This is a genomic window from Nocardia vaccinii NBRC 15922 (genome assembly GCF_001613305.1).
GTDB lineage: Bacteria > Actinomycetota > Actinomycetes > Mycobacteriales > Mycobacteriaceae > Nocardia > Nocardia vaccinii.
Genome location: NZ_BDCC01000011.1, coordinates 1 through 18,149 on the forward strand (window position 1 = coordinate 1; position 18,149 = coordinate 18,149).

The window sequence follows — 18,149 nt, forward strand, 5'->3', positions numbered from 1 at the left end:
CACCACGATAGAACCACCGCCACCAGCGTGACAAGAGCGTTTCGGGCCTCAGCCGAGTACCGAGGCCAGGGTCTTGCGTTCGAGGAATTCCTCCAGACCGGCGACGCCCATCTCGCGGCCGATGCCGGACTGTTTGTATCCGCCGAAGGGTGCGTCGGGGAAGAAGTAGTTGCCGCCGTTGATGCTGAACGTGCCGGTGCGGACCCGGCGGGCCACCGCGAGGGCGCGATCGTGGTCTGCGCTGAATACCGCGCCGGACAGGCCGTAGGCGGAGTTGTTCGCGATCCGGACCGCGTCGTCGTCGCCGTCGTGCGCGATCACCGCCAGCACCGGGCCGAACACCTCCTCCTGGGCGATCTCGCTGTTCGGGTCGACGCCCGCAAGCAGCGTGGGCGTGTAGAAGTATCCCGGCCCGACCTTCTCACCGCCGGTCACCAGTTTCGCGCCCTCGGCCACCGCACGCTGGACCAGACCGTCGACCTTCTCACGCTGCGCCGCGCTGATCAACGGGCCCATATAGGTTTTGCGGTCGTTCGGGTCGCCGAAACGCACCCGGGCCATATTGGCCGCGACGAGCTCGACGATGGCATCGTGATCCGCACGCGGCACCAGCAGGCGCGTGGTGAGCGCGCAGGCCTGCCCGGCGTTGAGCGTCGCGGCGAACGCCGCGTACTGCCCGACGCCCTCGTAGTCGGCGTCGTCGAGTGCGATCGCGGCCGATTTACCGCCCAGCTCCAGGAATACCCGCTTGAGGCCGGTACCGGCCGCGGACATGATCGACCGACCCACCGAGGTCGACCCGGTGAAGGTGATCAGGTCCACATCGGGATGGATGGTCAGCGCCTCGCCGACCGAAACATCCTGTGCGGAAAGGATATTCACGACACCGGGTGGGATGTCGGTGTATTTCGCGATGATCTCGCCCAGGGCGAGGGTGATCAGCGGGGCGGCCGGGGCGGCCTTGAGCACCACCGTGCACCCGGCAGCCAGGGCGGGCGCCAGTTTCGCCAGCGCCAGCTGGTTCGGATAGTTGTACGCGACGATCGCCGACACCACGCCCGCGGCCTCTTTCTCCACCCACCGCCGGTGCTGCCGGCCGAGGTATTCGACCGGGCCCAGATCCTCGGTGAAGGAGTACGTCTTCAGCAGATCGGCGTAGTACCGCACGATCTTGATCGGATCCTCCAATTGCGCTGCGCGAGTAAGGGACAGCGTCGCACCGACCTCGGCGATGGTGAGTTCGCGGAGTTCCTCGACATGGTCGGTCAACGCCTGGTGCAGTTGTTCGAGGCACCGGATGCGCAGACCGGCATCGGTCGCCCAGACCCCGTGGTCGAATGCCTCGCGCGCCGCGGCGATCGCGAGGTGGGCGTCGTTCACCGTCGCGTCGGGGGCGTATCCCACCACGGCCTCGGTGGCCGGGTTGTACGACGGATAGGTCCGCACCGCGTCGACGAGCCGTCCGCCGATCAACAATCGCCGATCGGCCTTCGACTCGCTTCCGCTCGCGGCGGCTGCCGCTGATCGATCAGTGGTCATGATGATTGTCTCCAAAGATGTTGGTACTCAGGTATTTCGGCCACCGTTGACGCCCAGCACCTGTCCGGTGATGTATCCGGCGTCCTCCGAGACCAGGAATGCGCAGGCGGCGGCGATGTCCTCCGGCCTGCCGGCGCGGCGCACGGGTGTGAGTTCGGCGTGGTGATCCACCGTGCCGCCGAGCAGCCCGTGACTCTCCGAATCGCGCAGCATGGGAGTGTCCACGAAACCGGGCGGAATCGTGTTCACCGTGATTCCCGACGGCCCCAGTTCCAGCGCAAGGGATTTCGTGAATCCGATGACACCGGCCTTGGCCGCGACGTAATGGCTCATGAACTGCTGGCCGGAATGGGCGCTGGAGGAGGAGATGTTGATGATCCGCCCCCAACCGGCGGCCAGCATGTCCGGCACGACGGCCCGGCAGCAGTAGAACGTGCCGTCCAGATTCACCGCCAGGGTCCGATGCCAGATCTCGTCGGTGATGTGCAGGAATTTCTTGAAACCGGTCAGGCCCGCGTTGTTCACCAGGACCAGGACCGGTCCGAGTTCCGAACGCACCCGCTCGATCGCCGCGTCGACCTGATTGCGCGAGGAGATGTCGACCTCACCGAAGGCCGCGGCTCGATGCCCCGCCGCGTGAATCTCCTCGGCGACCCGCTTCGCGGCCGCACCGTTCAGATCCAGGATCGCGACCTGAAATCCGTTCTCGGCCAGCCGATGTGAGATGGCCCGACCGATTCCGGAACCGCCGCCGGTCACCACGGCCACCCGCCCGCTCATGCCACGGCCTCCCGTCCCGCCAGAGATGCGCGATGCATCAGGCGAGCCGACTCGGGCCCGTAGGGCAGCGCCCGATGCAGCATCCCGGTGTTGTCCCAGATGACCAGATCACCGACCCGCCAGGTGTGCCGCACCACGTACCGCGGCTGGGTCGACCACTCCAGCAGCCGATCCAGCAACGCACGTCCCTCGGCGGGCGAGCGACCCAGGTCGTCGGTCGCGTGTGCCTCCCGGAATACCGCGACGCCACGGCGTTCCAGGGCATCCAGCGTCTGCGCGGCGATCTCCTCGTCGAGCAGATCGCCGCCCGGCACGCCGGTGAATTCCACGCCGGTCGTGGGCGTGAGCTCGGAAACGGTGTGTCCCATGACCGGCCTCACACCGCGGGTTCGGAAACGGTGTCGAAGAACGAAGCGCCGGAATCGGGGATACGCGGCTGCTTGAACACGTTCACCGGATAGGAGACCATCACCAGCGAATACATCAGCCACAGCAGCCGGGTCTCGGCCTCGGGCAGTTCGTTCAGATCGAACGCGTCGAGATGCTCGATGGCCGCCTCGGCGTGTGGGGCGATGGCATCGTAGAACGCGTCGAGTTGTTCGATGGTGCTCGCGAGCCGGGTGTCGTACCGCTCCTGGCGAGTGGCCTTGGCCCAGGTCTGGACCCAGGGTTCGAGTTCACTGAATGCTTCGGGGAGAACCGCGGTCGTCATCGGATGCTCCTGCCTATTTCTTGTCGAGGGTCTGGTGAGCGGTCACGGTGTCCCGGATGACCTTGTGGAAGTTGCGGATCATCAATTCCTGATCCGACAGGTGGAATTGCCGGTTGGCGCCGGTCGCCAGCGCCGAATGCGTGGCCTCGACGGTGTTCGAGTCCTGCATCGCGAATTCGATGGTGGTCTGCGCGGTCATCTCCTGCGCCAGCCGTTCGGCGGCGTTGCGCGGCGGCGTGAAGTAGATGTCGAGCTCGTAGGTGTGCGAGTCGACCGCTTCGGGCCAGTACTGGTAGGTGATGTAGAAATTGCGGGCCCAGATCTGCACCGAGAAGTTCGGGAACAACCAGTAGGCGTCGTTACCCCAGGACTTGATCCGGCCGGGGTTCAGCACGTCCGGCAGCGGCCCGAGGTCGGCGATGTCGTCGGGGCCGAACAGCCCGGCCCGCAACAGCTTGTAGATCCAGCGCTGATCCCGCTTCGCCGGGCCGAGCTCGCCGGGGGCGCGCGGCGGCAGCGGCGGCGGGCCGGGCACCGAGTTCAGCATGTGCGAGGTGAACAGGTCGTAGTAGTACGCGTCCGGCGGCGGAACCAGCTTCTCCGCCTTCGACACGTCCGGATTGATGAACCGGCCGTGCACGTACGGCGGGTGGTACCACTCCAGAATCGTGTCGATCGACAACTTCCAGTTGCCCTTGACCCGGGTCTTGTAGGCGTAGCGCTGGGTCAGCTGGTCGAACGGGTAGCTCTCCACCTCGGTGAACTTCGGGCCGAGGAAGGTACGCAGCGGCTGGGCGTGCGGATCGAAATTCACGAAGATGAACCCGGCCCAGGTGTCGCAGTGCAACTCGGGCATGCCCAGGGCGCCCTTGTCCAGGTCGAAGAACTGGTCCTCGTTGGTGACGTGCGCGACCTTGCCGTCCAGGCCGTAGCGCCAGCCGTGGTATTTGCAGGTGAACACGCGGCACGAGCCCGCGGACTCCTGCGCCGGATGCTCCTGCCACACCACCTTGTTGCCGCGGTGCGCGCACACGTTGTGCAGCGCCTTGACGGTGCCGTCGGCCTGCCGCACGATCACGATCGAGCCGAGACCGGGCAATTCCCGGGTGAAGTAGCTACCGGTGCGTGGAAGTTGTTCCATCCGGCCGACTTTCAGCCACGACCGCTTGAACACCGCCTCCCGTTCGGCCCGGAAGAACTCCTCGGACACCGCGTCGTCGTAGTCGACCGGGCCGGTGCCCAGCTCCGGATATTCGGGCGTGAACTTGCCCCGCCCGGTGCTGAGTTTTTCCTGAATTGCCATGCCACACAACCTTTCTTAATTGTCGTGGTTCGGAAAAGGTTCAGATGACACCCGCATCGCGCAGGTGGGCGATCTCCTCGGCGGTGCGGTGTAGCAGGGCGCCGAGTACCTCGTCGGTGTCCGCGCCCAATTCGGGTCCGAGCCAACGGATCTCGCCCGGGGTCTCGGACAGTGTCGGCAAGACGTCCGGCACCGCCAGCGGTCCGATGCGCGATTCGCTCCGGGTGATCGTGCCGCGGTGGGCGAACTGCGGATCATCGAAGATGTCGGCGATCGAATTCAACGGCCCCGCGGGGACTTCGGAATTGCGGCAGCGTGCGAGCGCCTCGTCGCGGGACAGTGTGGCGACCCAGTTCGCCACCAGCGCGTTCACCTCGTCGCGGGCCACCAGACGAGCAGCCTTGCGGCCGAAGCGGTCCGGGTAGGCGAGGTCGGGGCGTCCCATCGCCGTGCACAACCGGGCGAACATCTCGTCGTTGGAACACGCGATGGCGATCCAGCGGTCGTCCGCGGTGCGATAGTGACTGTGCGGCACCACGTTCACGGTGTCCGCACCCATCCGCTCGCGGACGAAGCCGAATTGCTGATAGGCGGGCGCGATCTCGTCCAGCACCCGGAAGATCGACTCGTACAGCGCGAGATCGACGCACTGCCCCCGGCCGGTGGCTTCCCGAGCCCGCAGCGCCAGCAGCACGCCGATGACGCCGTAGAGGCCGGTCAGATAGTCGCCCAGAGAGGTCGAACCGGGTGTTACCGGTGTGCCGTCCGGCTCGCCGGCCAGCAGCGACAGTCCGGCAAAGGCGTGTGCGACCCGCGCGAATCCGGGTTGGCCGGCCAGCGGGCCGGATTGTCCGTAGGCCGACACCCGCAGCATGATCGCCCGGGGATTGAGCCGCCGGATGTCCTCGTAGCCCAGATTCCACCGCTCCATCACTCCGGGCCGGAAATTCTCGATCACCACATCCGCACCGATGATCAACTCCCGCAACAGTTCTCGCCCACGCGGATCGCCGAGATCCAGCGTCACCGACCGCTTGTTCCGGGCCTCGCTGAGCCACACCAGGGTGTCACCGCAGTTGGTCTCGGTGCCGAAGCGACGCAGATGGTCGCCCGTGCCGGGCCGTTCGACCTTGATGATCTCGGCCCCGAATTCACCCAGCACCGTGGCGCAGTACGGTCCGGCGATATAGGTGCCCAGATCCAGGACCCGGATCCCGTCGAGCGCGTGCATGATGCTGACGATGTCGGCTTCCCGCCCGGCCAGGGACAACACCCGTTTACGACCGCCGCCGATCATGATCGGCGGATGCGGTTTCTGCACGGGCAGCGGCAACCCCGCGTAGTCCCGCGCGGTGACGTACTCGCCCGTGATGTCCAGCGGTTCGCCCGCGCAGTGCGCCTTGAACAACGCGACGACCTCTTCGAGTTTCGAGACCCGTTGCGGGCCCGGCGCGAACGGCACGCCCATGGCCCGGTACTCGTACTCGCTCCAGCCGCCGCCGATACCGAATTCCAGCCGGCCGTCGGACAGCAGGTCCAGCGTGGTCGCCTCCTTCATGAGCACGCCGGGGACGTGATAGTCGGCGCAGAACACCCGGCACCCGACCCGCAGCGAGCTGGTCACCGCGGCCGCGACGGACATCGCCGCGATCGGAGCCAGATGTTGCGGAGGCCATTTCGCCGCCTTCGCCGCAGGGCCCTTGCCCAGATAGTGATCGGCCAGGAACAGGGTGGAATATCCGGCGGCCTCGATACGCGTTGCCGCATCGCACCATTGCGCCGCGCTCGTCGCCCGGGTGGCCTGCACGGCGAATCGGAAGGGTCGCGCCATCGTGCTCACCTGGCCACATATCCGCCGTCGACCGGAATCGCGGTCCCGGTGACGAAGGAGGACTCGTCGCTGGCGAGAAATAGTGCGGCCGCGGCCAATTCGCCGGGCCTGCCCCATCGCTTCATCGGCTGCGGCGGCACCACGTCGGTCGGCGGATCGCCGTCCTCGGGAGCACCGGCGAGTCCGGTCCACGTCATCCCCGGACAGATCGCGTTCACCCGGATGTTCTGCGTCGCATAGTCCAACGCGACGGATTTGGTGAGTTGTACGATTCCGCCCTTCGCGGCGGCATAGGCCGCGATGCCCTTCCAGCCGACCAGCGCCGAGGCCGAGGCGGTGTTGATCACCGACCCGCCGCCCGAGGCCAGCATCTCCGGGATCGCGTACTTCATACCGAGAAACGCGCCCTTGAGATTGACCGCCACGACGGTGTCGAACGAGTCCTCGTCCAGTTCCGCGAGCGGGCCGCGCTCGCCACTCATTCCGGCGTTGTTGAACAGAATGTCCAAGCGCCCGAACGAATGCACCGCGGTGGTGATCATTCGTTGCACCTCAACAGATTTCGCGACATCGACCGATACCGGCACCGCGTCCTCGCCGATATCGGCGGCAGTCTTGTCCTGTCTGCCGCTGATATCCGCGCAGACCACCTTCGCCCCCTCGCGGGCGAACAGCAGCGCACTGGCCCGGCCGATGCCCGACCCCGCTCCCGTGATCACCGCGACCTTTCCGGCGAGGCGTCCGGCATACCTCGGATCACTCATCGGGTGGCACCGCTTTCGATCTGCGCGAGTGCGGCCTTGGCCAGGACGTTCTCGGCGAGGCGGAGATGACCGGCGTCCACGAGCTGACCGGACTGCCCGATCGCTCCGACGCCGCCCCGCTGCGCCGCGCGGTAACCGTCGACAAGTGTTCGCGCACGGTCGATCTCATCGGCGGTCGGAGTGAACACCGTGTTGGCGATGGGCACCTGACTCGGGTGGATCGCCCATTTGCCGTCGAATCCCAGGGCCGCGGCATGTGCGGCGTCGGCGCGATAACCGGCGGCATCGGCGTAGTCCGGATACGGCGAGTCGATCACGTCGATTCCGGCCGCGCGCCCCGCCGCGAGCACCTGCACCCGTTCGGCATGCCAGAAATCGCCCGGATACGCGCCCGGTTCCGGACGGAAATTGCCGCCCACCCGGGCGTGCAGGGACGCGGACAGATCGCCCACACCGAAGATGATCGCCTCCAGACGAGGGCTCGCGGCGGCGATCTCGGCGGCGTTGAGCAGTCCCGCCGCCTCCTCGATCAGCACCTCGAGCCCGATCCGGTGGGACAGCCCGAGTTTGGTCTCCAGCTGGGTGAGCAGCACGTCCACCCACCACACGTCGCGGGCGGACCGCGCCTTCGGGATGATCACCACGTCCAGCCGATCGCGTGCGCCGGTGACCACCTCGATCAGGTCGTCGTGACACCACGGCGTATCCAGCCCGTTGATGCGGATCGCGCGGGTTGTCCGGCCCCAATCCAATTCGGTGAACGCGCGCACCGCGATCGACCGCGCCGATTCCTTCGCCGACGGGGCACAGGCATCCTCGAGATCCAGGAACACCAGATCCGCATCGGACCGTGCCGCGGCGGCGCACATGGCCTCGTTGCTCGCCGGAGTCGCCAGCTCGGAACGCCGACATCGGGCGACTTTCGTGGTCGTGCAGGTCATTTCGCGATTCCTTCGAGTGCGGTCGATACGCCTGCGGCGGGTCGCCCCGGATTCCCGGACGCTCGCGGACCATTGGGTATCACGTTTGTTAATCGGTCGATCAGTATCTGCATCCCCACACAACCTTCGAGACATTCGACGAGAATCATCGGATCAGCCTCCACGAGCTCGAATATCCAGCACTCCAGCAGTTTTGGAGTAACCACAAGCCGATCCCGGCCGGGCGCCGGAGGGCTGCCGCCCGGATCGTTCAGAGTTCCGCTTGTTCGACAACTGTTTAACACCTATCGTCGAATCATGTCAATCGTCGCCCGTCGCCCCCGTGCTACCAAGTGGCCTCTACCGGCACATCTACCGATCGACTCGGCACGAGCCAGCCCCCTCGACATCGCGTCACTAAGCGATCGATTAACACTGATATGTGCCCGACGTCCGACAGCGCGCATCCGGCGAAGTGCCGTCACCGCACCGGCCTCCCGGTAATGTGCCGCGGCCGCTCACCGTCGCATCGGCCGAGATCGACCCCGTCGCGTACCGCGCGCACTGCCGCCGCCGGGCCGGCCACCGAACACCTGTTGATAGGTTCGGTCACGTGAGCGAGCTTGCGAGCGAACCATCGGCTCTGCGCGCAGCGCACACGACGGAGCCGAGCACGGACGAGATGGCAGCCGTGAGCGGAGTCGAAACAGGCATGGCGGCGACAGACGACCGTTGTGAGGCAGCCCTATGAGCGCACCGCGCAAACGTCGCCGCGGCGACGACACGGACACCCGCGATCAACTGATCGAGGCCACCGCCGAACTCATGCTGGAGGAGGGCTACGCGGGAGCCACCACCCGACGCGTCGCGGCCAAGGTCGGCGTGAATCCCGCCCTCGTGTACTACTACTTCCCCTCCCTGGACGACCTGTTCCTGGCGGTCTTCCGCAAAGGCGCCGAAGCCAATCTGGAACGCCAGCGCAAAGCACTGGCCTCGGAGAATCCGATGCGCGCGCTCTGGGAGACGGCCACCGATGCCCGCGGCACCGCGCTGCTGATGGAATTCATGGCGCTGGCCAACCACCGCAAGGAGATTCGCACCGAGATCGCCGCCTACGCCGAGCGCTACCGGGAAAGCCAGCTCACCGCGCTGACCGTCATCCTGCGCGGCCGCGGTTTCGACGTCGAGGATCTGTCGCCCGCGATGATGTCGGTGGTGATCAGCAGCCTCGGCGCGACTCTGGTCAACGAATCGAGCCTGGGCATCACCCTGGGCCATCGCGAATTGGCCGAATTCGCCGAGGATTTCGTGCGGCTGTTCGAGGGAAAGCCCTGGGCCCGCACGATCACCCCGCACCAGCCCGGTGCCGCGGAAACCTGACGCGGCTCTTGTCGCGCGGGCCGAGCACACGCCACCGCGCCCCGACTCAGCGCCGCCTGGATCGATGCGGCACGGCCCCGCGCATGAACAGCGAAACAGCTTGCCGCAGATGACGTTCGGAGTCCTTCTCGGTCCGGAAGAAACCGAAATCCGCCAGGCGGCCCGGCACGAGTTCCACCATCGCCAGAAAGTGTTCCGCGGCGATCTGGATATCGTCCACCTGCACATACCCGCGCTCCTGGTGACGTCGAAGCAACCGCACCACCGCGCGCTGGCGTCCGGACCACATCATGGAATGCATGGCCACGTCGAATTCCGAGAATCGTGCCGCCTCGTTCATCGCGATCCGCATCAATCCCACGTGTTCCGGATCGACCGCTCGGGACAGCGCCACCCGGCCGATCCGGAGCAGTGCGGTTTCGAGGTCCTCCTCCTCGTCGTCGCCGGGCATCTCGTCGCGGTCACTGTCGGCGTAGCGGGACAACGCCCACGGGATGACGTCTACGAAGATCGCGCGCTTGTCGGCATACCGGGCGTAGACCGAGCGTTTGGTGGTGCCTGCCGCCCGCGCGATTGTCTCGACGGTCGCACCCGGGTAACCGAATTCGAGAAATGTCGCGACAGCCGCCTTGCGGATCGCGAGGTCGAGCTCTTCCGCCTCTGCCCGCGTGGGGCGTCCGCGCCGCGTGGCTACCATCAATCAACTATACCGATTCGGATATTTGATGCCGCGGGGTACGAAATCACGGCAGCATACGCAGCTGCCTACATCTCCTGATGCCAACGGCCACAGTGACTTTCGTGCTGTCACGCAATCACTGCCCACCGTTGACAAAATATACCAGTACGTGTACTTCTGGATGAGCGGACTCCGTCCCGCATCTCGAAAACGAACGGAGCAGGGATGGATGAACAGACCTACGACAAGGGCCGGGAGATCAGGACCGCGGTCCTGGGCGAGGCCTACGTGCAAGCAGCATCGGCGAAGGCCGACGACTTCTCCGAGCCCTTCCAGGACCTCGTCACCGAGTACTGCTGGGGCGCGGTATGGGGTCGTGAGGGGCTTTCGCTGAAAACCCGCAGCATGCTCAATCTCGCGATGATCGCGACGCTCAACCGTCCGAACGAGTTGCGAACCCACGTCAAAGGTGCGCTGACCAACGGCGTGACCCGCGAGGAGATCCGCGAGATCTTCATGCAGGTGGCGATCTATGCGGGTGTTCCGGCGGCCGTGGACAGCTTCCGGATCGCCCGCGAGGCGTTCGCCGAGTACGACCAGGATGCGTGAGGGCATGGATGTCGGATTCGTCGGCCTGGGCAACATGGGCTTGCCGATGGCCCGCCGGCTGGCCGCCGCGGGCCACGACCTCGTGGTCTACGACACCCGCGAGAAAGCCACCGACGAGGCAGTGAGCTTCGGCGCGATCGCCGCGTCCTCACCGCGGGACGTTGCCGACCGCGCGCAGACGGTGCTGGCGAGCCTGCCGTCGCTGCGAGCGTCCGCGGAAGTCGCGCTGGGCGCCGACGGGGTGATCGAAGGTTCCCGGATCAAGCGATTCATCGATCTTTCCACGGTCGGAAGCCAAGTGGCGCAACATAATCAGAAGCTTCTGGCCACACGCGGCATGGCCGCGCTCGACGCCCCGGTCAGCGGCGGGGTCAAGGGTGCGAACGAGGGGACGCTCGCTATCATGGTGTCCGGCCCGCGCGATGAGTTCGACACCGTCGCAACGATTCTGGAGGCCATCGGCCGACCGATCTTCGTCAGCGAGAACCCCGGCGCGGCGCAGACCATGAAACTGGTCAACAATCTCATGGCAGCCACCACCCTTGCCGCGACCGCCGAGGCCATGGTGATGGGCGTCAAAGCGGGTTTGGATCCGCAGGTCATGCTCGACGTGCTCAACGCCGGGTCGGGCGCGACCCACGCCAGCCGCGACAAGTTCCCCCAGTCCGTGCTGCCCCGCACCTTCGATTTCGGCTTCGCGACCGGCCTGATGGTCAAGGACGTCCGGCTGTACCTGCGAGAGGCCGAGGCCATCGGCTCGCCGACGGAACTCGCCGAGGCCGCCGCACGATTGTGGGAAACCACGCTCGAACGGGAGGGCCCCGAATCCGATTTCACCTCGGTGGTGAAACCGCTCGAGGACGCGGCCGGCGTCCGCGTGGGCGGCCAGGCGCAGGATCCACCGGCTTGATGGCGAATTCCCCATGCTGCGTGGCGATTTCACCCGCACGAACGATGTCGAGCGGGTGGCCGAAGAGGTCCGTCCCGCTGAATTCGGCCGGTCAGCTCCGGAAACGCAGGGCCTGCGCGAGCGCGTTCAGGCTGACGTCGGTTATCGTGCGCAGTTGCTGCCGACTCGCCCCGGCCCGGCTCATCACGGCCAGTGACTGGTTGACCGCCGCGAGGTGAACGGCGAAGTTGCCCGCGTCGTTGCCGGTCAGTGTCGTGACGGTCAGGGCGTTCCGCAACCGCGCCTCCTGTGCGGCGAGAGCTTCGATCGCTCGCGCGGCTATGACCGGGCTCAGGGCCGGTATCGCCATCGCGGTCTGAGCGATCATGCATCCGTCCGGTAGGTCGGGGTCGGCGATGCGCCGGAGAGTGACGTCGAAGAATTCCCGCACCGCCCGCAGCGGCTCCTCGGGCGCACCCGAGAGGGCCTGGTCGTACCGGGCGCCGTACCGCGTGGCATAGCGGTCCAGGCAGCGCAGATACAGCGCGTCCTTGTCGCCGAGCGAGGAGTAGATGGAACTGCGGTTCAGTCCGGTCGCCCGGGACAGGTCGTCCAGCGAGGTGTCGGCGTACCCGGCTCGCCAGAACTGGACCATCGCCGCATCGAGCGCGGTGTCCACATCGAACTGCTTCTTTCCGACCATCTCACATGCACCTCGTTCTCGAGCCGGTTCGTTGCGGCCCACCCATCCTATCTTGAACTGAATAGTTCAAGATGAGTTAGGCTCGAAGCATGGATGACACCGCGACCACAACGAAAAGCTCTCGCGATCGGCTCCCGATCTCCGGACTGCCGCTGCCCGACCTCCCGGGCTTCACGCACCGCTTCGTCGATGTGGCGGGCATCCGACTGCATGCCGTGCGAGGCGGTCAGCCGACCGGCCCCGCCGTCGTCCTGCTCGCCGGATTTCCGCAGACGTGGTGGGCCTGGCGCAAAGTGATGCCGGGGCTGGCCCGGCAATTCCACGTGATCGCGATCGACCTGCCTGGACAAGGCCACTCCGACCGACCGCACGGCAGTTACGACACGCACACCGTCGCGTCGCTCGTCCAGGCCGCGGTGACCCAGCTCGGCGTGCGGAAATACTGGCTCGTCGGCCACGACGTCGGCGCCTGGGTCGCCTTCTCGCTGGCCCTGAACCACGAACAGCAGCTGCACGGGGTCGCGCTGCTGGACGCCGGCATTCCCGGAATCACCCTCCCGGACTCCGTCCCCGTGGATCCCGACCGGGCCTGGAAGGCTTGGCATTTCGCGTTCCATATGGTGCCCGAACTTCCCGAGACGCTGCTCACCGGTCGCGAACGCGACTATGTGGCCTGGTTCTTGACGGTCAAAGCGCTGTCCCCCGACACGTTCGACAGCGCCGAGATCGACCACTACGCCGCGGCCGTCGCGGCCGAGGACGGCCTGCGAGCTCTTCTCGCCTACTACCGCGATGCCGCGGAATCCGCGCGTAAGAATCATGACGCGCTGGACCGAGGACCCGTGACCGTCCCGGTCCTGGGCATCTCCGGTTCCCATGGCTCGATCCCGGACATGGCCGCCTCCCTGAGCCCCTGGGCCGACGACACGAATGGCGTCGTCATCCCCCGTGCCGGGCATTTCATTCCCGACGAACAGCCCGAGGCGGTTGTCGACGCGTTGACCGCGTTCATCGATCACCAGCGCGTCGAGTAGGCGAAGGGCCGAACGATTCGTTGACATCGGGTCGCCCACATCGTCAGGATGGATGAGCCGCGATTGTCGTCTCGGCAGTTGCCGGCGGGTAAGTGGTTGTCGACCGTTCTCGCTGAGAAGCCGAGACCGTTCGACAGCGCTCGGAGATTCGGCGGACGCTACGCATTCCGCGTTCGATATCGCAGTTCGGACAGGACCTACCGATATGGAGGTTGAGATGTCTGATCGCAATCGGGGCAGGAAACCCGGCCAGATGGCCGGGAAGGCCAAAAAGGGCGCGAAAAACCAGGGCCGGCGTATGGAGCGCGATTCGGATCGCATGATCGACGACCAGCAGCGGGATATGGACGGGCTGGGCGGCGGAATGAAGCGTGAGGCACAGCAGGCGCGGCCCGATATGAAGGACAAGGACTTCACCAAGAAGAGGCTGCAACACCACTAGCCGACTTCTGGTGACCCGCGGACCTGGTCATCGTGTCCGCGGGTCACCGCTCTCTAGCCGCGAAAACGCCTCCTGTCAGGCAAGTTCGACGAACGCCCGATGCTCTCCGGCATGATCTCGGTGGCGTCGCGGACCGTCTGTCAGGGGCCGGGGACCGCCGGCTCGAGGGCCTCGAGCGGAGCCGGATACAGCGGCTCGTAAGAGTCATCGATGCGATCAGGATGCTCGTGCGCCGTATGCCCGAGCACGGGCCGCGAGCTGATCGATACGTTGGCCCGGCGTCAGGCGGGGTAAATGGGGGATGTCCGCAAGTTCCGCGTACTCGACGACCCGGAAGCCGCGGACGAACCCATCGCCGTTCGGCTCGCCTACCCGATGTCACGCCGAGGGTCTACACGCACCTGTGGCCGGACCAGGCCGCACATACACGGGGCGCGATCGAGGACGTCTTCACCCGCCACGAGGGCGGCACCCCCGCTGGGGTACCGCCCTCGAGACGAAGCAATTTCGGACCTGAAACGGGACGAAGACGGGATCTCAGCCGCATCCCGACCCCGGAACCGCCCCTATCAGGCAAGTTTCAGCGAACGCCCGATGATCTCCTTCATGATCTCGGTCGTGCCGCCGTAGATGGTCTGGACGCGGGCGTCCATGTATGCCTTGGCGATGGGGTATTCGCGCATGTAGCCGTAGCCGCCGTGGAGCTGCAGGCATTTGGTGATGAGGTCGAGTTCCTCCTCGGTGCTCCACCACTTGGCCATGGCGGCCTCCTCGACGGTGAGTTTGCCGTCGTTGAGGGCCTCGATGCACTTGTCGACCAGGACGCGCACCGCGGTCGTCTTGGTAGCCAGCTCGGCCAGCACGAACCGGGTGTTCTGCTGGGCGCCGATCGGCTTGCCGAAGGCCTTGCGATCACGGACGTACTGGATCGTCATGTCCAGGCAGCCCTCCATGGCCGCGGCGGCCATCACCGCGATGGACAGCCGCTCCTGCGGGAGGTTCTGCATCAGGTGGATGAAGCCCATGCCTTCGGTGCCCAGCAGGTTCTTACCCGGCACGCGGACGTCGGTGAAGCTGAGCTCGGCGGTGTCCTGCGCCTTGAGGCCGATCTTGTCCAGGTTGCGGCCACGTTCGAAACCGGGCATGCCGCGCTCGACGACCAGCAGCGAGAAGCCCATCGACCCCTTCTCCGGATCGGTCTGGGCGACCACGATCACGATATCGGAGTTGATGCCGTTGGTGATGAATGTCTTGGCGCCGTTGAGGATCCAGTCGTCGCCGTCCTTGACCGCACGGGTCTTGATGCCCTGCAGGTCCGAACCTGTGCCGGGCTCGGTCATCGCGATGGCGGTGATGAGCTCACCGGAACAGAAGCCGGGCAGCCAGCGCTGCTTCTGCTCCTCGTTCGCCAACTCCAGCAGGTAGGGGGCGATCACGTCGTTGTGCAGCGTGAACCCCAAGCCCGAGTACTGACCCCGGGTGGTCTCCTCGGTGAGGATCGCGTTGTAGCGGAAATCCTTCACACCGCCGCCGCCGAACTCCTCGGGCACGGCCATGCCCAGGAATCCCTGCTTACCGGCCTCGAGCCAGACCTGCCGGTCGACGACGCCCTGCTCTTCCCACTCCGCATGATTCGGTGCGACGTACTGCTCGAGAAATTTGCCGTACGACTCCCGGAACAGGTCGTGCTCCGGTTCGAAAAGGGTGCGCTCCACGCCAACCTCCTAGTGACCACATGGGCTACCTCGCCTCTGCCCATACCGTACATGGAAGTCGAATCGCCGTTTACTTCGATCCTCGGAAAATAGGTCCCAACTGCGTGACACTCTGATCAGGCGAGGGCGACGGTGCTCCGAACCGCGGTAAACCTGCAGAAATATGGTCCGCGGTTCTACAGGCCGACCGCCCCGCGCACCCGACCCCACAGAGTCCGGCCGCGGTCGCGGTCGCGCTCGGCGAAAAGGAACCGCAACTCCTCCTCGAGCGCCTTGCGCACCACGGCCTGCAGATCCTCGGCGGCCTTGTCCAGATCCGGCGCGTCGGCCCACGGGGTGGTCTCGATGGGGGTGCCCGCCGAGTAGTAGAACCGCTCCGGTTTGGGCAGCAGCGTCGGGCCGAGGCCACGGACCAGCGGCGGTGTCAGATTGCCGCGCATGCCCAGCGCCTGCACGAGCATCCGCAGCGGGCGCATGGCCAGGTCGTCGCCGTCGAAGATGATGTCGTAGACGTCGTCCGCGCCGATCATCGCCAGCGGCACGATCGGCGCACCGGTCTCGATCGCCATCCGAGCGAAACCGGTGCGTCCCTCCCATTTGAGGACGTACTTCTCCCCCTTGCGGCGCACGGCCTCGCGACCGCCGCCCGGGAAGACCAGCACCATCTCCCCCTCTTCGAGCAGGGTGCGGCAGTTCGCGCGGTTGCCGCGCACGCACCCGATACCGTGCAGCAGGTGCCGCACGCCCGGCACGGTGATCAGCACGTTCTCGGCGAGTCCGCGCAGCAACCGCCCGCGCGTGCGCGCGAGTTCGGGCCACAGCACGGGGGTATCGATGCCCAGGAAATTGTGGTTGCCCACCAGCAGCACGGGGCCGTCGGCAGAAATGTTCGTCAGTCCGTGGAATACCGGGCTGGTCCATGCCCGCAACGGCGCGGCGAATGCCTCGAGTCTTCGAATATCGTTCTCGGTCAACGACATTCGTAGCGGCGCGCCATCCGTCAAGGTGCTGGCGGTAGCCGTCGCTACCGGCTCGATACCGGACAAGAATCCTCCCTGTGGGCCGTGTCGAATGCCGCCATGCTAGCGACATCGGCTGAGAGGAATCTCAGAGCAGACGCTGCCGGCCGTGCGCGGCGAATTCGGCCTCGAGGGCGGCTCGCCCCTGCTCGGTCAGCGCGTCGTATTCGGGTCCGCCGCGCCCGGCCCAGCGGTACACCGCCTCGTCGGTGCGCCAGGCCTGTTCCTGCAACTGCCGTTTGAGCACCTTGTTCGAACCGGTCACCGGCAGATTCGCCGAAACCCGCAGCAGCCGGGGCGTCCCCTTCGCGCCGAGATCGCTCTGAGCGCAGAGGAATTCGGCGAATTCGCGCGGATCGAACGCGGCCGGATCGGCGACCTCGACCGCCGCCATCACCTGATCGCCCGAGCGCGGATCGGGCACGCCGTAGACCGCCGCCGCGATCACCGCGGGGTGACGGCGCAGCACCCGTTCGATCATGAGCGCCGAGGTGTTCTCCCCGTCCACCCGGATCCAGTCGCCCTTGCGACCGGCGAAGTACAGAAATCCGCCGGCATCGATGTAACCGAGATCACCGGTCCAGTACCAACCGTTCCGGATGCGTTCGGCGTCCGCGGCGTCGTTCTTGTAGTAGCCCTCGAAGGACAGGGCGCCCGCCTTGTCCACCATCTCGCCGATGGCCTCGTCCGGATTGCACACCCGGCCGTATTCGTCCAGTTCGGCGGGGAGGCATTCGGTCAGTGTGTCCGGATGGACGACCGCGACCCCGGCATGTGCGGGGCGGCCGAGCGCGCCCGGCGGCGAGTGCGGATCCAGGGCGACCATGCCGGACCCTTCGCTCGACCCGTAGCCCTCGAACAGTTCCGCGCCGAAGCGGCGGCGGAATTCGGCCTGATCAGCCGTAGCCGCCTCGGTGCCGAAACCCCGGGTCAGGCGGTTGTCGGAATCCTCCGGCGTCTCGGGCGTGGCCATCAGGTAGCCCAGCGCCTTGCCTACGTAGGTGAAGAAGGTCGCGCCGTAGTAGCGGATGTCCGGAAGGAATTGGGACGCGGAGAATTTCGGCGTCAGACAGATCGTCGCCCCGACAGCCAGCGCCGGGGACCACAGCGCCATGATGGCGTTGCCGTGGAACAGCGGCATACAGCAGTACTCCACGTCCTCGCGGATGTGCCCGAACTTCTCGACCGCCGCGTACGCCACCCGCGTCAGGCGGCCCTGGGAACATTTGACCGCCTTGGACGTCCCGGTGGTTCCGGAGGTGAACAGCAACAGCAGCAGCGAGTCCGGCCCCCCGACAGCCTCCGGTGCGCATCGATACTGCCGCACCGCGTGGATATATCCCGGATCGTCTACCAGCAGAAAGCGATCCCGGGTCAATCCCGTATCCAGATCACGCAGACGTTCCAGCCCCGCACTATCGGTGACGATGAGCTGGCAGTCGGTGAACCGGATATCCGCACCGAGTTGTTCGGCCCCGCGCGTGGGATTGATCCCGACCACGGTCGCGCCCGCCAAAGCCGCCGCGCCGAGCCAGAACACGAAATCCGGCACGTTCTCCAGCAGCACGCCGATGTGGAACGGGCCGTCGCGGCGTAGATCCCGGGCCAGCGCCGCGCGCGCCGCCGACTCCCGCACCACCTCGTCCCAGGTCCAGGTGGCGGTGCGGGACATCAGGCCGGGCCGGTCGTCGCCCGACCGGTCGAGCAGCATCGTCGCGATATCGGTGCGCAGGTGGTCGGTCATATCCCACCAGGATGACCGGAGCGATGCGCCCCGCGCCAGAGTTCGCCGACTGAGCGGGACTCGGCCTTGCGAATTCGACCTCGCCG

18 protein-coding genes are annotated in these 18,149 nt (G+C 66.3%); 5 read left to right on the plus strand and 13 right to left on the minus strand.

The genetic code is table 11. The features are described 5' to 3' along the window. Positions 1-48 precede the first annotated feature (48 nt). The 8 genes from NV1_RS07980 to NV1_RS08015 are packed head-to-tail and all read right to left on the minus strand — an operon-like array spanning position 49 to position 7,870. A complete protein-coding gene (locus NV1_RS07980; RefSeq protein ID WP_067887559.1) occupies positions 49-1,539 on the minus strand; it encodes an aldehyde dehydrogenase family protein in 1,491 nt (496 codons plus the stop codon). 27 nt (positions 1,540-1,566) lie between these two features. After that, positions 1,567-2,319: an SDR family NAD(P)-dependent oxidoreductase gene (locus NV1_RS07985; RefSeq protein ID WP_067887291.1), complete on the minus strand. Its 753-nt coding sequence runs from the start codon at positions 2,317-2,319 to the stop codon at positions 1,567-1,569. Then, positions 2,316-2,687, minus strand: coding sequence for a TauD/TfdA dioxygenase family protein (locus tag NV1_RS46595; RefSeq protein WP_067887294.1), 372 nt, complete (start codon positions 2,685-2,687; stop codon positions 2,316-2,318). The genes NV1_RS07985 and NV1_RS46595 overlap by 4 nt, the downstream gene beginning before the upstream one ends. An 8-nt stretch (positions 2,688-2,695) precedes the next feature. Then, positions 2,696-3,031, minus strand: coding sequence for a hypothetical protein (locus NV1_RS07995; protein ID WP_067887296.1), 336 nt, complete (start codon positions 3,029-3,031; stop codon positions 2,696-2,698). Positions 3,032-3,044: 13 nt separating this feature from the next. After that, the gene (locus NV1_RS08000; RefSeq protein ID WP_067887299.1) at positions 3,045-4,334 is read right to left on the minus strand and encodes an aromatic ring-hydroxylating oxygenase subunit alpha; all 1,290 of its coding nucleotides are present in this window, start codon (positions 4,332-4,334) and stop codon (positions 3,045-3,047) included. A gap of 40 nt (positions 4,335-4,374) precedes the next feature. Next, entirely contained in the window at positions 4,375-6,165 is a 1,791-nt protein-coding gene (locus NV1_RS08005) for an LLM class flavin-dependent oxidoreductase (protein ID WP_084525196.1), read from the minus strand. A 5-nt stretch (positions 6,166-6,170) separates the two neighbouring features. Further along, positions 6,171-6,929: an SDR family NAD(P)-dependent oxidoreductase gene (locus NV1_RS08010; RefSeq protein ID WP_067887301.1), complete on the minus strand. Its 759-nt coding sequence runs from the start codon at positions 6,927-6,929 to the stop codon at positions 6,171-6,173. Then, positions 6,926-7,870 (minus strand): HpcH/HpaI aldolase/citrate lyase family protein, encoded by a 945-nt coding sequence (locus NV1_RS08015; protein ID WP_067887304.1) that lies wholly within the window; start codon positions 7,868-7,870, stop codon positions 6,926-6,928. The genes NV1_RS08010 and NV1_RS08015 overlap by 4 nt, the downstream gene beginning before the upstream one ends. 726 nt (positions 7,871-8,596) lie before the next feature. Between NV1_RS08015 and NV1_RS08020 the strand changes: the two genes are divergently transcribed. Next, the gene (locus NV1_RS08020; protein ID WP_067887307.1) at positions 8,597-9,229 is read left to right on the plus strand and encodes a TetR/AcrR family transcriptional regulator; all 633 of its coding nucleotides are present in this window, start codon (positions 8,597-8,599) and stop codon (positions 9,227-9,229) included. Between the two features lie 46 nt (positions 9,230-9,275). Here the strand turns inward: NV1_RS08020 and NV1_RS08025 are convergent, their stop codons facing one another. Continuing rightward, positions 9,276-9,926, minus strand: a complete 651-nt coding sequence (locus NV1_RS08025) for a TetR/AcrR family transcriptional regulator (protein ID WP_067887310.1) — start codon at positions 9,924-9,926, stop codon at positions 9,276-9,278. Positions 9,927-10,133: 207 nt separating this feature from the next. Between NV1_RS08025 and NV1_RS08030 the strand changes: the two genes are divergently transcribed. Beyond that, positions 10,134-10,517, plus strand: a complete 384-nt coding sequence (locus NV1_RS08030; RefSeq protein ID WP_067887313.1) for a carboxymuconolactone decarboxylase family protein — start codon at positions 10,134-10,136, stop codon at positions 10,515-10,517. A 4-nt stretch (positions 10,518-10,521) separates the two neighbouring features. Then, positions 10,522-11,427, plus strand: coding sequence for an NAD(P)-dependent oxidoreductase (locus tag NV1_RS08035; protein ID WP_067887565.1), 906 nt, complete (start codon positions 10,522-10,524; stop codon positions 11,425-11,427). Positions 11,428-11,518: 91 nt separating this feature from the next. On the opposite strand, the gene NV1_RS08040 is transcribed toward NV1_RS08035, so the two are convergent. Beyond that, positions 11,519-12,109 (minus strand): TetR/AcrR family transcriptional regulator, encoded by a 591-nt coding sequence (locus tag NV1_RS08040; RefSeq protein WP_067887316.1) that lies wholly within the window; start codon positions 12,107-12,109, stop codon positions 11,519-11,521. A gap of 89 nt (positions 12,110-12,198) precedes the next feature. Between NV1_RS08040 and NV1_RS08045 the strand changes: the two genes are divergently transcribed. Both NV1_RS08045 and NV1_RS08050 read left to right on the plus strand, forming a co-directional pair. Next, complete coding sequence (locus NV1_RS08045; RefSeq protein ID WP_067887319.1) at positions 12,199-13,143, plus strand: alpha/beta fold hydrolase; 945 nt, start codon at positions 12,199-12,201, stop codon at positions 13,141-13,143. 217 nt (positions 13,144-13,360) lie between these two features. Next, a complete protein-coding gene (locus NV1_RS08050) occupies positions 13,361-13,585 on the plus strand; it encodes a hypothetical protein (RefSeq protein WP_157116694.1) in 225 nt (74 codons plus the stop codon). Positions 13,586-14,154: 569 nt separating this feature from the next. Here the strand turns inward: NV1_RS08050 and NV1_RS08055 are convergent. From NV1_RS08055 to casI, 3 genes are all read right to left on the minus strand, one after another. Then, entirely contained in the window at positions 14,155-15,300 is a 1,146-nt protein-coding gene (locus tag NV1_RS08055) for an acyl-CoA dehydrogenase family protein (RefSeq protein ID WP_067887325.1), read from the minus strand. Positions 15,301-15,476: 176 nt separating this feature from the next. Further along, a complete protein-coding gene (locus NV1_RS08060; RefSeq protein WP_245713609.1) occupies positions 15,477-16,346 on the minus strand; it encodes a lysophospholipid acyltransferase family protein in 870 nt (289 codons plus the stop codon). Between the two features lie 61 nt (positions 16,347-16,407). After that, positions 16,408-18,063: a steroid-22-oyl-CoA synthetase gene (casI, locus tag NV1_RS08065; RefSeq protein ID WP_067887327.1), complete on the minus strand. Its 1,656-nt coding sequence runs from the start codon at positions 18,061-18,063 to the stop codon at positions 16,408-16,410. Between the last annotated feature and the right edge of the window lie 86 nt (positions 18,064-18,149).

Excerpts from the sequence above, each read along its gene's own strand:
- NV1_RS07980 (WP_067887559.1), bottom strand. The coding sequence starts at position 1,539 with ATGACCACTGATCGATCAGCGGCAGCCGCCGCGAGCGGAAGCGAGTCG.
- NV1_RS07985 (WP_067887291.1), bottom strand. The coding sequence starts at position 2,319 with ATGAGCGGGCGGGTGGCCGTGGTGACCGGCGGCGGTTCCGGAATCGGT.
- NV1_RS46595 (WP_067887294.1), bottom strand. The coding sequence starts at position 2,687 with ATGGGACACACCGTTTCCGAGCTCACGCCCACGACCGGCGTGGAATTC.
- NV1_RS07995 (WP_067887296.1), bottom strand. The coding sequence starts at position 3,031 with ATGACGACCGCGGTTCTCCCCGAAGCATTCAGTGAACTCGAACCCTGG.
- NV1_RS08000 (WP_067887299.1), bottom strand. The coding sequence starts at position 4,334 with ATGGCAATTCAGGAAAAACTCAGCACCGGGCGGGGCAAGTTCACGCCC.
- NV1_RS08005 (WP_084525196.1), bottom strand. The coding sequence starts at position 6,165 with ATGGCGCGACCCTTCCGATTCGCCGTGCAGGCCACCCGGGCGACGAGC.
- NV1_RS08010 (WP_067887301.1), bottom strand. The coding sequence starts at position 6,929 with ATGAGTGATCCGAGGTATGCCGGACGCCTCGCCGGAAAGGTCGCGGTG.
- NV1_RS08015 (WP_067887304.1), bottom strand. The coding sequence starts at position 7,870 with ATGACCTGCACGACCACGAAAGTCGCCCGATGTCGGCGTTCCGAGCTG.
- NV1_RS08020 (WP_067887307.1), top strand. The coding sequence starts at position 8,597 with ATGAGCGCACCGCGCAAACGTCGCCGCGGCGACGACACGGACACCCGC.
- NV1_RS08025 (WP_067887310.1), bottom strand. The coding sequence starts at position 9,926 with ATGGTAGCCACGCGGCGCGGACGCCCCACGCGGGCAGAGGCGGAAGAG.
- NV1_RS08030 (WP_067887313.1), top strand. The coding sequence starts at position 10,134 with ATGGATGAACAGACCTACGACAAGGGCCGGGAGATCAGGACCGCGGTC.
- NV1_RS08035 (WP_067887565.1), top strand. The coding sequence starts at position 10,522 with ATGGATGTCGGATTCGTCGGCCTGGGCAACATGGGCTTGCCGATGGCC.
- NV1_RS08040 (WP_067887316.1), bottom strand. The coding sequence starts at position 12,109 with ATGGTCGGAAAGAAGCAGTTCGATGTGGACACCGCGCTCGATGCGGCG.
- NV1_RS08045 (WP_067887319.1), top strand. The coding sequence starts at position 12,199 with ATGGATGACACCGCGACCACAACGAAAAGCTCTCGCGATCGGCTCCCG.
- NV1_RS08050 (WP_157116694.1), top strand. The coding sequence starts at position 13,361 with ATGTCTGATCGCAATCGGGGCAGGAAACCCGGCCAGATGGCCGGGAAG.
- casI (WP_067887327.1), bottom strand. The coding sequence starts at position 18,063 with ATGACCGACCACCTGCGCACCGATATCGCGACGATGCTGCTCGACCGG.